Annotated in this window: 11 protein-coding genes; all 11 read left to right on the top strand. The window is 53.8% G+C overall.

The genetic code is table 11. The features are described 5' to 3' along the window. The first annotated feature begins 24 nt into the window (after positions 1 to 24). The 11 genes from cheA to flhA all read left to right on the top strand — a co-directional run bounded on the left by cheA (position 25) and on the right by flhA (position 14592). On the top strand, positions 25 to 2130 hold the full coding sequence (cheA, locus tag LG301_RS00570; protein WP_404472526.1) for a chemotaxis protein CheA: 2106 nt from the start codon (positions 25 to 27) through the stop codon (positions 2128 to 2130). Next, a complete protein-coding gene (cheW, locus tag LG301_RS00575) occupies positions 2127 to 2627 on the top strand; it encodes a chemotaxis protein CheW (protein WP_263066442.1) in 501 nt (166 codons plus the stop codon). Before cheA ends, cheW begins: the two co-directional genes overlap by 4 nt. A gap of 98 nt (positions 2628 to 2725) precedes the next feature. Then, on the top strand, positions 2726 to 4018 hold the full coding sequence (locus tag LG301_RS00580) for a methyl-accepting chemotaxis protein (protein WP_404475127.1): 1293 nt from the start codon (positions 2726 to 2728) through the stop codon (positions 4016 to 4018). A gap of 68 nt (positions 4019 to 4086) precedes the next feature. Continuing rightward, positions 4087 to 6252, top strand: coding sequence for a methyl-accepting chemotaxis protein (locus tag LG301_RS00585; RefSeq protein ID WP_404472528.1), 2166 nt, complete (start codon positions 4087 to 4089; stop codon positions 6250 to 6252). After that, complete coding sequence (locus LG301_RS00590) at positions 6249 to 7121, top strand: CheR family methyltransferase (RefSeq protein ID WP_263066440.1); 873 nt, start codon at positions 6249 to 6251, stop codon at positions 7119 to 7121. Before LG301_RS00585 ends, LG301_RS00590 begins: the two co-directional genes overlap by 4 nt. Before the next feature lie 91 nt (positions 7122 to 7212). Continuing rightward, positions 7213 to 8274 carry a chemotaxis response regulator protein-glutamate methylesterase gene (locus LG301_RS00595; protein WP_404472531.1) on the top strand — a complete coding sequence of 354 codons (1062 nt, stop codon included), beginning with the start codon at positions 7213 to 7215 and terminating at the stop codon, positions 8272 to 8274. Positions 8275 to 8346: 72 nt separating this feature from the next. After that, positions 8347 to 10038 (top strand): methyl-accepting chemotaxis protein, encoded by a 1692-nt coding sequence (locus LG301_RS00600; protein ID WP_404472532.1) that lies wholly within the window; start codon positions 8347 to 8349, stop codon positions 10036 to 10038. Between the two features lie 64 nt (positions 10039 to 10102). Further along, the gene (cheY, locus tag LG301_RS00605; RefSeq protein WP_404472534.1) at positions 10103 to 10492 is read left to right on the top strand and encodes a chemotaxis response regulator CheY; all 390 of its coding nucleotides are present in this window, start codon (positions 10103 to 10105) and stop codon (positions 10490 to 10492) included. Between the two features lie 43 nt (positions 10493 to 10535). Next, positions 10536 to 11231 carry a protein phosphatase CheZ gene (gene cheZ, locus LG301_RS00610; protein WP_404472535.1) on the top strand — a complete coding sequence of 232 codons (696 nt, stop codon included), beginning with the start codon at positions 10536 to 10538 and terminating at the stop codon, positions 11229 to 11231. Positions 11232 to 11347: 116 nt separating this feature from the next. Next, a complete protein-coding gene (gene flhB / locus LG301_RS00615) occupies positions 11348 to 12514 on the top strand; it encodes a flagellar biosynthesis protein FlhB (protein ID WP_404472537.1) in 1167 nt (388 codons plus the stop codon). Beyond that, a complete protein-coding gene (gene flhA, locus LG301_RS00620; RefSeq protein WP_404472539.1) occupies positions 12511 to 14592 on the top strand; it encodes a flagellar biosynthesis protein FlhA in 2082 nt (693 codons plus the stop codon). The genes flhB and flhA overlap by 4 nt, the downstream gene beginning before the upstream one ends. Positions 14593 to 14616: the final 24 nt, after the last annotated feature.

Below are 14616 nucleotides of genomic sequence, written 5' to 3' on the forward strand. Positions count from 1 at the left end.
TATGATGATAATGTGGAGCGGTGCATGGATATAGCGGATTTTTTTGACACCTTTTTTGAAGAGGCGGAAGAGCTGCTAGCCGATATGGAGCAGCACTTATTGGAACTGGATGTCGATGATCCGGATAGCGAGCAGTTGAACGCTATTTTCCGTGCGGCCCACTCTATAAAAGGCGGTGCAGGAACGTTTGGGTTTAGCGTGCTGCAAAAGACCACGCATATTTTCGAAAACCTGCTGGATCATGCACGCAAAGGCGAACTGACCCTGCGCGCGGACCTCGTTGACACCTTTTTAGAGGCTAAAGACATCATGCATGAGCAACTCGATGCCTATCGCAACGAGGAAGAACCCAATCAAGAAGCGTATGAACGAATTTGCCAAGTTTTACAAAAGATCGCGCTAGAAGAGATTGGTCAAACGCTCGATGCACCTGCAGTGCCCGAGCCAACCATGCCGCAGCCGAGCAAGGCAGAAGCGAGTCAGAGCGATGCCCCGGAAGTGGGCGAAACACACTTATTAGTCGCCTTGCTGAACGTCAACGATAAAGATCGCACATTGTTGGTGGAAGAGCTGGAGCAACTGGGTGATATTCAGTCGCAGTCAGGCGATGACAAGCGCTATGAGGTCGTTCTCAAAGGTAATGTTAGCGCCGATGATATTGAGGCGGTGATGTGCTTTATCATTGAGCCTGAGCAGATCGCTATCAGCAGCGTCGCCGCCAGTGAGCAAGCATCGCCCCAGAAAGCTGAGGCCCCCGCCGCTGCTTCTGCGCCAGAGCAGGCCCCCGCAGCCAAACAAGAGAGCAGTTCTCCCGCGCCTGAAAAGCCGAGTGATAAAGCCGCACCTAAAGCGAGCGAAAAGCCTGCAAAAGCCGCGCCCAAAAAAGCCGCCGCTGAGTCCTCCTCAATCCGCGTCTCCGTTGACAAAGTTGACCAAATTATCAACCTGGTCGGCGAGCTGATTATTACTCAATCAATGCTCGATCAAACGGTGAGTGACCTTGATGATCACTCTGTAGGCAATAGCTCGCTTCAAAACGGCATGAGCTTGCTTCAGCGTAATGCCCGGGATCTCCAAGAAGCGGTGATGTCAATCCGCATGATTCCCATGGAGTTTGTCTTTAGCCGTTTCCCCCGCGTGGTGCGCGATACCGCCGGTAAGCTGAATAAAGAGATTGAGCTTATTACCGAAGGTAAATCCACCGAGCTGGATAAAAGTCTGGTGGAGCGTATCACCGACCCGCTCACACACTTAGTGCGCAACAGTTTAGACCACGGCATTGAAATGCCCGATGAGCGTGAGGCGGTTGGCAAGCCCCGGGTGGGTAAGCTGACGCTTTCGGCGCGCCACCAAGGCGGCAATATCCTGATTGAAGTGCGCGATGACGGGGCGGGCATGGACCGCGATCGGCTGTTAGATAAAGCCCGCGAAAATGGACTGAACGTCTCCGACTCAATGAGCGATGAAGACGTTTTTCAGCTGATTTTCGCCCCGGGTTTTTCGACCGCCAAAGAGGTGACCGACGTGTCAGGGCGCGGTGTCGGGATGGATGTTGTAAAGCGTAACATTCAAGGCATGGGCGGGCGTGTTGAAATACAGTCCAAGAAAGGAGAAGGCACCAATACGCGCATTGTGCTGCCGCTGACCCTGGCGATTCTTGACGGTATGTCAATCAAAGTAGGTGGCGAAACGTTCATTTTACCGCTCTCTACCGTGCTTGAGTCGCTTCAGCCTGCCAAAGAGGATATGTATGCCATGGCAGGCGACGATGTGGTCATTAAGGTACGCGATGAATACCTGCCTGTTATCGCCATTCATGAAGTGTTAGACGTCGAAAATGCGATTACTGACCCGACGAAGAGCATTGCCGTTATCGTACAGGGCGAAGGGCGTCGTTATGCCATGTTGGTCGATGAACTGATTGGCCAACAGCAGGTGGTCGTTAAAAACCTTGAAGATAATTACCGCAAAGTGCCGGGCGTTTCTGCGGCTACGATCCTTGGCGATGGTAGTGTCGCATTGATTTTGGACATCACGGGTTTGCATCGTTTGAGCCGTGCCAAAAAAGAAGCAGGTAAAGTAACCCATCATCCCCATCTCGCTTATTACAAGGAGGCTGAGCCGTCATGAGTCAAGCAGCTAATAAGGCGGTGCTAGCCGCTGCAGAGGCAGAAAATCGCGAATTCCTAGTGTTTTCGTTAGGCGAAGAAGAGTACGCCATCGATATTTTGAAGGTGCAGGAAATTCGTGGTTACGAAAATGTAACGCGTATAGCCAACGCACCGGATTTCATAAAAGGTGTGACGAATCTACGCGGCGTCATCGTGCCGATTGTTGATCTGCGCATTAAGTTTCATCTGGAAAATGTCGAGTATGGCGGTCAAACCGTGGTGATCGTGGTGAATGTCGCCGACCGTATCGTTGGGATTGTGGTCGACGGTGTTTCCGATGTGATGACCCTAACGCCAGAGCAGATTAAGCCTGCACCCGAGTTTGGGGTGACGCTTTCATCTGATTTCTTGAGCGGGCTAGGCAGCCTTGACGACCGAATGCTGGTGCTAGTGGATATTGATAAGCTTCTGACCAGCGAAGAAATGGCGCTAGTGGATAGCACTAGCCAATCTTAATAGTAGATCGCTAGGCACAAGGAGTGTGCCTAGTTGGAGCTAAACAGCCAAGCCCCGAGCGATGGAGTGCTGTGGCCTATTGGGTTGTGCTTGGAGTAATGCGTGTGACACAGCTAGTGCGTCAAATAATGGGCAATATGACCGTCCGTTTAAGCTGGGGACTGGTACTTGCTACGTTTTCACTCCTCATTGTCCTGGCGTGCGGCATAGGCCTTTACGCACTTCACCATGGCGCTGCCATTGTGCAAGCGACCAGCGACTTGCCGTCGCAGCAGGCCGCGTTTGCAGCATTTGCAACCCCCATCCGCTGGATACTTGTTGGTGTGGTCATCATGACGGTGCTCACCGTTGTGGCGGTTATTTGGGGGGTGACGGCGAACGTCTTGCGCCCGCTGGATAACTTGGTGGGTTATTTTGAGCGTATGGCGCAAGGCGATTTGAATCAGCAAATTACTTCGCCGGGTAATAACGAAATAGGCCGGCTGTATAGTGCGATGGCGCATATGCAGCGTTCACTCTCCGAGACGGTGGGGGTCGTTCGCCAAAGCGGCGCCTCAATTTTTGAGCGCTCACAGCATATCGCCAGCGGTAACAACGACCTATCTTCACGTACGGAGCAACAGGCCTCCTCGTTGGAAGAGACGGCTTCTAGCATGGAGCAATTAGCGTCTACGGTAGGCCATAACGCTGATAACGCGCGTCAAGCGAGTCAGCTGGCGGGTGACGCGACACTAACGGCCCGGCGTAGCGGTGAAGAGGTCGGCAATATTGTTGAAACGATGCAAGAAATCAGCGCTAGCTCCCATCAGGTGGCTGACATAATTACGCTGATCGACACCATCGCTTTCCAGACCAATATTTTAGCGCTGAACGCCTCGGTCGAGGCCGCACGGGCGGGTGAGCATGGTAAAGGGTTTGCGGTCGTGGCGCAGGAAGTTCGTAGCCTAGCGAGCCGCAGTGCCAATGCCGCAAAAGAAATACGCACGCTTATTGACGCCTCGCTGGGGAAAGTTGATACCGGAACGCAGCGCGTGAACCAAGCAAGGCAGACGATGCAAGATCTCGTCGCGGCGGTTCAGCGTGTTAGCGATATTATGGATGAAATTGCTGCCGCCTCAGAAGAGCAGAGCAATGGCATTGGTCAAGTCAATCAAGCGGTTGCTCAAATGGATCAGGTAGTTCAGCAGAATGCCCAGCTGGTGCAGCAGGCTGCGCGCAGTGCCAATGAGCTAGAGAGCGAGGCCGCACGCCTGCGCGAGGCGGTTGAACGTTTTCGTGTATCAGAGAGCGCCGTGCCGATAGCTACTCACACCCCCTTGCCCAGTGCCACGCCGCGACCGTCTAAAGCAGTTGCATCAACGGCGTCGGTAGATGAGTGGGAAGCGTTCTAAACCACTCTCCACATTGCGTATCGCTCTGTGAACTAATAACAATACCCTCCTGACAATAAGGCATATTAATGCGTAACAACCAACCAGTCTCCCAGCGCGAAGTTGAGCTACAGGGAGATGATTTTCTTGTCTCGCGTACGGATCTTAAAGGCCGCATTACGTATGCTAACCCGTCGTTTATCCATATTAGCGGCTTTCGTCATGACGAACTTATTGGTGCGCCCCATAACCTGATTCGGCATCCAGATATGCCGCCAGCGGCGTTTGCCAATTTATGGCAAACCGTTGAAGCCGGAGAAACCTGGCGCGGGTTAGTTAAAAACCGCTGCAAAAACGGGGATCACTACTGGGTAGATGCCAGCGTCACGCCGATTGTCGAAAACGAGCAGGTAGTGGGGTATGCCTCGGTGCGGGTTCAGGCATCGCGGGAGGCAATTGCTCATGCCGAGCAGGTTTATGCAGGCATCCGTGAGGGACGCCTGAAACAGGTTTATTTGGATAAGGGGCGCATACGTTATAAAGGGCTGATTCAGCGCCTTAAGCGGGTGCGCCTGGATACTATTCGCGCCAAGCTGGTAGGCATGATTGCCGTATCAGGCATCCTGCTACTGGTCAGTGGTGGGCTAGGGCTCTATGGGCTAAATATTGCTAGTGAACGGTTAGACCGACTCAATAATGATGGGTTGCGCGATGTTATTCGTTTGCAGCAGATCGACCAGACCATTGCCCAGACGCACCAGTCGATGGTTGAACCAGAGCGGATGCAGCTCATCAGCGAGCGGTTTGAGATAGGCGAAGCCGTGGCTGAACGCGCCGCTGAGGTGGCTGAGGTTTGGGAGGCCTACTACCAGCGTGACGTTAACGCTAGCCCGCTGGCAGATACCTTTAATCAGCAGCTCCAAGCCTTCTTGGCTAATGGTATGAGGCAAGCGGCTAATGTGCTACAGGCGGAAGATACCTATGAAGCGTTTACCGGTTTAGATGCCGTCATCCGCGTGATGAATACCGATGGAAGAGCGCTGTCAGGCATGGTGAATCAGCTGATTGCGCAAAAGCAGGCTGCTGCGGAAGACATGGCGGTAGAGGCTGAACAGGGGCAAACCACGATGCTGAGCGCCCAGGCGGGCGTGTTGGCAACAGGGTTATTGCTACTCATTCTGATTGGTGTGCTTACGCTACGTGCCATTGTCAGGCCTTTAAAAAGCGCCTCGCGCTTTACGCTACAGATAGCGGGGGGCAACTTGGCGGCTCCTGTGCCTGCGCGTCGTCGTGATGAAATTGGCATCCTGTTAGATTCGCTCAATACCATGCGTAAAAGCCTCAGCAGCATTATCGGTGAGGTCAAAAGCGGCATTGAAGTGGTCACCCCTGCAGCGCAGGATATTGCCAGTGGCAACGAAGAGCTTTCATCGCGGACGGAGCAGCAGGCAGCCTCGCTGCAGCAAACGGCTTCCAGCATGGAAGAGATCACCACCACCGTACGCCAAAATAGCGATAACGCTCAAGAAGCCCGCCGTCTTGCCGATAACAATGCTACACGGGTCACACAAACCGGCGAGCTGATGACGCAATTAGTCGACAACATGCAGCGTATTACCGAAAGCTCTCGCAAAATGACTGAGATTATTAATGTCATCGACTCTATTGCGTTTCAAACCAATATTTTAGCGCTTAATGCGTCGGTTGAAGCGGCCAGAGCAGGGGAGCACGGGCGCGGCTTTGCGGTGGTGGCAGAAGAGGTGCGTAATTTGGCGGGGCGCAGTGCAGGAGCCGCTCAAGAGATCCGCGTACTCATTGATGGTTCGAGTCAGGAAGTGAGCGCAGGCGCCGGATTAGTGGAAAAAGCTGAAATGGCCATGAGTGAAGTGGCTGAAGCGGCACGTAATGTAACGCAAATTATGCACGAGATTTCTTCGGCTTCAGAAGAGCAAAGCAGCGGTATTGCAGAAGTGAACCAAGCCGTAGCGGAAATGGATCAAGCGACCCAGCAAAATGCGGGCCGCATGCAGGAAACCGCGCGAGCGGCAGCGGCATTAGAGCATCAAGCGGGTTTGCTGGCGCTATCCGTGGAAGCCTTTCGGTTAAACCATCAACGATCGCTACAGCCCATGCCCGCCGCCATTGGGGCACCTGCTGCTGCGCATACACTGTCTGCGAAGCCAAATAGCGCGACATCCCCAGCGCCGCTTGTGAAGCGACAATCGGCCTCTGCAGAGGAGTGGGAAGAGTTTTGAGCGGACAACGCGAACGGGTAGCTGATGCCGGCCAATGGGCATCGAGTGGTCAAATTGAGCGCGACTTGCTGCTCACAGACGCCGATTTTTCACGCATCAGAGAACTGATCTACCAGCGTGCTGGTATTGTGCTTGCTGAGCACAAGCGTGAAATGGTTTATAGCCGCTTAGCCAAGCGGCTGCGCCACCATGGCATAACGCACTTTACCGACTATTTGTCTCGCTTAGAGCGCCAGCCGGATGCAAAAGAGTGGGAAGCCTTCACCAATGCACTGACGACGAATCTAACCGCATTTTTTCGTGAGGCGCATCACTTCCCCCTGTTGGCTGAGCACATTAAACATAAGCAGGAGCCAGTCACTATTTGGTGCTCTGCCGCTTCAACGGGGGAAGAGCCTTACTCTATCGCCATGACGCTGCTCGAAACGCTCGGCCCTAAAGCCTCACAAGCGAAGGTTATCGCCACCGATATTGATACCGAAGCGCTCAGTAAAGCCCGCGCGGGTATTTACCCTCAAGAGCAGGTGCGCAAGCTTGATGAAGTGCGGGTAAAACGTTTTTTTCAGAAAGGCACCGGCAATCATATCGGGCTAGCGCGCATTCGCCCTGAAGTTTCCGCATTAGTCGAGTTTTTGCCGCTTAACCTACTGGCGCCCCAATGGCCGATAAAGGGGCCCTTTGACGCTGTGTTTTGCCGCAACATCATGATTTATTTTGATAAAGACACCCAGGCGAAGATTTTAAAGCGGTTTGCACCGCTTATGAAGCCAGATGGTTTGCTGTTTGCCGGGCACTCTGAAAACTTCTCCTATATCAGTGATGCATTTAAGTTGCGTGGGCAGACGGTTTACACCCTCGCTAAAAAATAAAACCGTTTATGTGCTTAAGCTCCGTTAACAGGCAATGTTAGTGCGGAAGCGACATGGCACAGTAGGTAGCTACCGTAAAAGGAGGCGTGCTTTGAGCGCAGCCAAGATCAAAGTCTTATGTGTCGATGACTCGGCGCTGATTCGTGATTTATTAACCGAAATCATCAATTCACAGCCAGACATGGAAGTGGTTGCCGTTGCGCCCGATCCCATTGTGGCCAGGGATTTGATCAAGCAGCACAACCCCGATGTGTTGACGCTCGACGTGGAAATGCCACGGATGGATGGCTTGGACTTTCTTGAACGGCTAATGCGTCTGCGTCCCATGCCGGTACTAATGGTGTCATCACTGACACAAAGCGGCTCTGAAATCACCCTGCGGGCGCTTGAGCTAGGAGCTTTAGACTTTGTCGCGAAGCCGAGCCTAGGCATTCGCAACGGGATGATGGAGTACGCCAACGAAATTGCTGAAAAGTTGCGCGCTGCGGCACGCTCCCGCCCCCGCCAGGCCCGTCATAAAAACACGCCGCCTCCTGCACAGTTGAAAGCACCGTTAGTCACCAGTGAGAAGCTGATCATCATTGGCGCCTCTACCGGTGGTACTGAAGCTATACGTGCCGTGTTGGAACCCTTGCCCGCCAATGCGCCTGCTATTTTAATCACCCAACACATGCCGGGCGGTTTTACCCGCTCGTTTGCTGAACGGTTGGATCGGCTGTGCCGGATTACCGTGAAAGAAGCCACTGATGGTGAGCGTGTGCTGCCCGGCCATGCCTATATCGCACCGGGTGATCAGCACCTTGAACTCGTCCGCAGCGGCGCTAACTACGTGGCACGACTCAACGATGGCCCGCCGGTTAATCGTCACCGGCCATCGGTCGATGTGCTGTTTCACTCGGCCTCAAAACATGCCGGCAAGAACGCCATTGGGGTCATCCTGACCGGGATGGGAAAAGATGGCGCGGCGGGGCTATTAGAAATGCGCCAAGCGGGCGCACCAACGATTGCACAAAATGAAGAGAGCTGTGTGGTCTTTGGAATGCCCAGGGAGGCGATTGCCGTTGGGGGTGCCGTTGATGTTGTTGCGTTAGACGATATACCAGCGCGCTTGATGTCGCTGGTCGCGTCGTCTGGCCGCGCACAGCGGGTATAGCGGTAATAATTAAAACAATACGTTATTAAAAAAACGCACCATCAACACAATAAGGGCAACGGGGGAACGTTTATGGCTCGCTTATTTCGCAATATGAGTATTCATACAGCGGTTATCGCGGCGCTGATCAGTTTTATCGCCGTGATATTGATGTTAGCAGGAATCAACTTTGTAGCAGAACGCAACGCCCAGCAAAACATGGCGACATTAGACCTTATTAGCAGCGATCAGCTAAACGAAGTTAATCGTGCGGACTCATTGCTAAATCAAGCCATGCTCGCCATGGAAACAGCGTCAAATTTGCTAATGGTTGGGCAGACGCGCCAGTCGAACGAACAAGTCGCTATTGCCGCTGATCGTATTGAGCGCGCGGAGGAGCGATTTGAAAACTTTGCGGCGTCGCCGCGAACGCCTCAAGGTGAGGTGCTTGGCCGTGACTTGGTCGAAGATTTTCAAGCCGTGTTCGGGTTAGTAAATCAACAATTAATAAGCTTTGAAACCATGGATATCACCACGTACAACCGTCTTCGTGGTGAATTAACAGGGCCATTAGCCAGTTTAAATGAGAGTGCAACGGCCTTTATTCAATACGGGTTTCAACGTGTGGACGACATCCGCAGTGATGCCGATGCACAGGGAAATTTCTTTACCCTGATTAACGTGATCGCAACACTCTTTGCGCTGCTGCTAACGGTGCTGATGTATACCGGGCTACGCCGTACAGTGATTTCACCGCTGAACGATGCGACTCGTCGCTTAGATAAAATTGCCGAGGCCGACTTAACCGAACCGCTGCCAGCGTCAGGCAAAAACGAGATAGGGCAACTGTTTGCTGCCATGGCGGTGATGCAGCAAAACCTCACCGGTATCGTGTCTAAAGTGCGCGAGGGTAGCAGTGAAATTCATCACGGCACCCGAGAAATTGCCAGTGGCAATGCAGACTTATCATCGCGTACCGAGCAGCAGGCAGCCTCCATTGAGGAAACCGCTGCCAGCATGGAGCAGATGACGGCGACAGTGAAGCAGAACGCCGATAATGCGCGGCAAGCGAGCACTCTAGCCGCAGATGCATCCACCACCGCTGAGCAGGGCGGGCAAGTGGTTGAGCAGGTTGTGCAAACGATGCACGGTATCTCAACTAGCTCGCAAAAAGTTGCTGACATCACCAGCGTAATTGACTCGATTGCCTTTCAAACCAATATATTGGCCCTGAATGCGTCGGTAGAAGCAGCGCGCGCCGGTGAGCAAGGGCGCGGCTTTGCTGTTGTTGCCGGTGAAGTGCGTAACTTGGCTAGCCGTAGCGCGGATGCGGCTAAGGAGATCAAAACGCTGATTGATGCCTCGGTCTCGCAAATAAAGCAAGGCTCCACCCTGGTAGAGCAGGCGGGTAGCACAATGAGCGATGTGGTCACTGCCGTGCGTCGGGTTACCGACATCATGGATGAGATCTCCGCAGCGTCTCAGGAGCAGAGTGACGGTATTGTGCAGGTTAGCCAAGCGGTGGGACAAATGGACGAAGTGACCCAGCAAAACGCCGCCCTGGTTCAGCAAGCCACAGCGGCTGCTTCCTCACTTGAAGAGCAAGCGAGCCGGCTAGAAGAAGCTGTGGCTGTCTTTAAACTGCTGGAAGCTGAAGGACAGCGTTATGAGTTGCCGCGGTCTACCGCGCCGGCGCAGCTGGCATCTCAGGCACCTGCGGCACGACCTGTTGCCCAGAAAGGCACGCCCCAGAAAAATCACCACGATGAGTGGGAAGAGTTTTAACCCTAATCAACCCTGACTGAATTTCCAGTCACCCTAACCCATGTGTTTGATGAGAGGATGACCAATGGCCGATAAAAATATGAGTTTTCTGGTAGTTGATGACTTTCCCACCATGCGTCGGATTGTCCGTAGCTTGCTAAAAGAGCTGGGCTTTACCAACGTAGATGAGGCAGAAGATGGTCAGGACGCGTTGAATAAGCTGCGAGCAGGCAATTTTGAGTTTGTGGTCTCTGACTGGAATATGCCCAACCTGGACGGTTTGGAAATGCTCAAAGAGATTCGCCAAGATGCGGCGCTCAAAGATTTGCCGGTACTGATGGTGACGGCTGAAGCGAAAAAAGAGAACATTATTGCAGCTGCCCAAGCAGGCGCTAACGGCTATGTCGTTAAGCCGTTCACTGCCGCTACCCTAGAAGAGAAGCTGAATAAAATCTTCGACAAGATGGGTAAATAATGCGGCTGAGCCTTGGTGGCTCGGTGAGCAAGGAGACACGACAATGAGCCAGAATGAGCAGGAAAACACTGCCCAACTGCCTGAAGAAGCCGCTGAAGAGCTTATCCATCGCATCGGCAAGCTTACCCGTATGCTGCGCGATAATATGCGTGAGCTGGGGCTAGACAAAGAGATCGAAAAAGCGGCGGAAGCGATTCCTGATGCGCGTGACCGCCTTCACTACGTGGCGACCATGACGGAGCAGGCGGCCGACCGAGCGTTAAACGCTATCGACCGAGCGCAGCCGCTGCAGGATCAGCTGTCTGAGCGCGCTGAATCGCTAGATAAGCGTTGGGAAGCTTGGTTTGAGGCTCCCCAGGAGCTTGATGACGCTAAAGCACTGGTAAAAGAAACGCGCACTTACTTAAGCGATGTGCCCACCATTGCCGCAGCGACTAATAAAGAGCTGCTGGAAATCATGATGGCACAGGACTTCCAGGATCTGACCGGCCAAGTCATCAAGAAAATGATGGATGTGATTCGCGAGATCGAACATCAGCTGGTGCAGGTGTTGATTGACAACGTGCCGGGTGCACAAGCGCGCGAAAACATGCAGCGCAAGGCCGAAGATCAGTGGAAAAATGAGAACGCGCGTCGCAACGAGGACCTTCTCAATGGGCCTCAAGTGCAGGAGAATGCCCCAGATATCGTCACAGGCCAAGATCAGGTAGATGACTTATTGGACGAATTAGGCTTTTAATGCGTTGTTATTAAGACATTGTAACAAGCCGCATCTGGCACTATAGGCTTTTGTTCAGCCGCCTTTTAGGGCGGCTGAATTTATGGTGAGCCGCGTACGACAGGCCGGATAGTAGCATGGCAGATAATGACAGCGACCAGGAAAAAACCGAAGAGGCCACACCCAGGCGCTTGGATAAAGCGCGTGAAGAGGGCCAGGTCCCGCGTTCCCGAGAGCTCACTACCTTCATGCTGCTTTTAGGGGGCGTGATAGGCCTGTGGAGCATGGGGCAGATGCTCTATGACCAGTTGGGCATGGTGATGGAGCAGGCATTTTTGTTTGAGCGTCGCCAGGTAATGGAAAGTACTCCCATGCTGGTGAACGCATTGGATCTTGGTCAGCGCACCCTGTTTGCCATGATTCCGCTCTTTTTACTGCTTACCGTCGTGGCGCTGGCAGCACCTGCGCTGTTGGGGGGGTGGCTGGTATCAGCAAAATCGATGCAGCCCAAGCTCTCAAAACTGAATCCCATTAAAGGGGTGAAGCGCATATTTGGTGCTCAGGCACTGGTTGAGTTAGCCAAAGCGATTGCTAAGTCAGTGCTGGTCGGCAGCGTCGCGGCGGCTTTTTTGTACATTAATATCGGTAAGTTTATGGGGCTGATGGATCAGCCTATCCAGCAGGCGTTGGTCAGTACGCTCAATATGGCAGCGCTAGCAGCTGGGTTAATTGTGCTGTCACTGGTGGTGGTTATCCTCATCGACGTGCCTTTTCAGCTATGGAGCAATGCCAAAAAGCTGCGCATGAGCAAAGAAGAGGTAAAGCGAGAGCATAAAGAGTCCGAGGGCGACCCGCATGTCAAAGGCCGCATTCGTCAGCAGCAGCAGGCGATGGCGCGGGGCCGCATGATGAGCAAAGTGCCGGATGCTGACGTTATTATTACTAACCCTACCCACTATGCGGTCGCACTTTCGTACCAGGAGGGCAGTATGGGTGCGCCCCGGCTCGTTGCCAAAGGGGCCGATGCGGTGGCGGCGCGCATCCGTGACATTGGTGCAGAGGCGGGTGTGCCACGATTGGAGGCAGCGCCCTTGGCCCGTGCCCTGTATCATCATGTGGACTTAGAAGCCGAAGTGCCTGCGGAGTTGTATACCGCCGTAGCCGAAGTGATGGCCTGGGCTTACCGTCTAAAGCATGTTGCACAACAAGGAGGCGAGGTGCCCCCCACCCCTGATAATTTGCCGGTTCCCCCGGAAATGGCGAGTCCCGGCCCCCGCGCCGGTGGCAGTGAGGCGCAGTCATGAAAGGCTTAGGCCAATTGATCAATCAGCGTGACTGGATGGGCGATGTACGCATGAAGCTGCTCGCTGGCCCGCTGCTGATTTTAATGATTTTGGGCATGATGATTTTGCCCCTGCCGCCTTTTGCGCTGGATTTGCTCTTCACCTTCAATATTGCCCTGGCCATTATGGTGCTGTTGGTCAGCATGTTTGCGCAAAAGCCGCTGGACTTTGCGGCGTTTCCAGCCGTGTTGCTGTTTACCACGTTGCTGCGCTTGTCGCTTAACGTTGCGTCTACCCGTGTGGTTCTCATGGAAGGGCACCAAGGGGGTGACGCGGCAGGTAAAGTCATCGAGGCATTTGGTACCTTCTTAGTGGGGGGTAACTTTGCGGTTGGTCTGGTGGTCTTTTTAATCCTTGTGATTATCAACTTCATGGTAATTACCAAGGGGGCCGGGCGGATTGCCGAAGTGGGCGCCCGCTTTATGCTGGATGCTATGCCCGGTAAGCAGATGGCCATTGATGCCGACTTGAACGCAGGTTTGATTGGTGAAGAAGACGCTAAAAAGCGTCGTGCCGAAGTTGCCCAGGAAGCTGATTTTTACGGTTCAATGGACGGTGCTAGTAAATTCGTCCGCGGTGACGCCATGGCCGGTCTGGTCATTATGGTGGTCAATATTATCGGCGGCCTGCTGATCGGCATGATGCAGCACGATATGGGATTTGCCGATGCTGCCCGCACCTATACGTTATTGACCATCGGCGACGGCTTGGTCGCCCAAATACCGGCGCTGGTGATCTCAACTGCAGCGGGCGTCACGGTCTCGCGGGTGAATACCGAACAGGATGTTGGTCAGCAAATGATCGGCCAGCTGTTTGTTAATCCCCAGGTAATGATTCTATCTGCCATCGTGATGGGGCTGCTAGGCATGGTGCCAGGCATGCCCAACCTGGTTTTCCTGATTTTTACAGCACTGCTCGCTGGGCTAGCATGGCTGTTGATTCGCCAAAAAGACAAAGCACTGGTGAAGGAAGAAATTGCGGCGGCCCCGCCACCGGTACAGGAAACCCCCGAAGCGAGCTGGGAGGATGTCCAGCTAGTCGATACCCTGGGCCTGGAGGTGGGACACCGCTTGATTCCGCTGGTGGATTCGCGCCAAAAAGGGGAGCTGTTGGGCCGAATCAAAAGCGTGCGTAAAAAGTTTGCCCAGGAGGTGGGTTTTTTACCCCCGGTCGTGCATATACGCGATAACTTGGAGCTTTCCCCCAATACCTACGTGCTTTCGATGAAGGGCGCAGAGATTGGGCGCGCCGAAGCGCAGCCCGGCAAGTGGCTGGCCATCGACCCTGGGCAGGTTTCTGGCGAGCTGCAGGGGACGCCTACTCAAGAACCCGCGTTTGGCCTTCCCGCTGTCTGGATTGATGCCAGTCAGCGTGAGCACGCACAGGTGTATGGTTATACGGTAGTAGATGCCAGCACGGTAATTGCCACGCACTTAAATCACCTGCTGCATCGCCACTCGCCGGAAATGCTTGGTCGCCAGGAAGTACAGAAGCTGCTGGATAAGCTCGGTGATGAGCAAAAATCGCTGGTGGAAGAAGTGGTGCCAAAAGCGATTTCTCTGACGGTGCTTCAGCGCATCCTGCAGAACCTGTTGGATGAGGATGTTTCTATTCGCGATATGCGTACCGTGCTGGATACCCTGGCGGAGTATGCGGCGCAGCAGAAAGACCCCAATGAACTCACAGCGTTAGTACGCATTGCGCTAGGCCGTGCTATCACCCAGCAGTGGTTTGCTGGCCAGGAAACGCTCCATGTGATGGGATTGGATGCCCAGCTAGAACAAGTGCTTATTCAGGCGATGAACGGTAACGGGGCTATGGAGCCCGGCTTAGCAGATACCTTAATGAACCAGGCACAGCAAGCACTAGAGCAGCACGAAGCCAGTGGCGAAGCTCCGGTATTGGTGGTGCAACACTCGTTACGCGCAGTGCTGTCGCGTTTCCTGCGCCGCCGTATGCGCCATATGGTGGTGATGTCTCAGGCGGAAGTGCCGGATGATCGTACGCTACGGGTGACCACCATCGTGGGTGGACGCTAGCGAGCACAGATAGCCATAAACGCC

Source organism: Vreelandella venusta (assembly GCF_044809155.1).
Lineage (GTDB): Bacteria > Pseudomonadota > Gammaproteobacteria > Pseudomonadales > Halomonadaceae > Vreelandella > Vreelandella venusta_B.

Coding starts and splice junctions, on each gene's coding strand:
- cheA (WP_404472526.1), top strand. CDS start 25: ATGGATATAGCGGATTTTTTTGACACCTTTTTTGAAGAGGCGGAAGAG.
- cheW (WP_263066442.1), top strand. CDS start 2,127: ATGAGTCAAGCAGCTAATAAGGCGGTGCTAGCCGCTGCAGAGGCAGAA.
- LG301_RS00580 (WP_404475127.1), top strand. CDS start 2,726: ATGCGTGTGACACAGCTAGTGCGTCAAATAATGGGCAATATGACCGTC.
- LG301_RS00585 (WP_404472528.1), top strand. CDS start 4,087: ATGCGTAACAACCAACCAGTCTCCCAGCGCGAAGTTGAGCTACAGGGA.
- LG301_RS00600 (WP_404472532.1), top strand. CDS start 8,347: ATGGCTCGCTTATTTCGCAATATGAGTATTCATACAGCGGTTATCGCG.
- cheY (WP_404472534.1), top strand. CDS start 10,103: ATGGCCGATAAAAATATGAGTTTTCTGGTAGTTGATGACTTTCCCACC.
- cheZ (WP_404472535.1), top strand. CDS start 10,536: ATGAGCCAGAATGAGCAGGAAAACACTGCCCAACTGCCTGAAGAAGCC.
- flhB (WP_404472537.1), top strand. CDS start 11,348: ATGGCAGATAATGACAGCGACCAGGAAAAAACCGAAGAGGCCACACCC.
- flhA (WP_404472539.1), top strand. CDS start 12,511: ATGAAAGGCTTAGGCCAATTGATCAATCAGCGTGACTGGATGGGCGAT.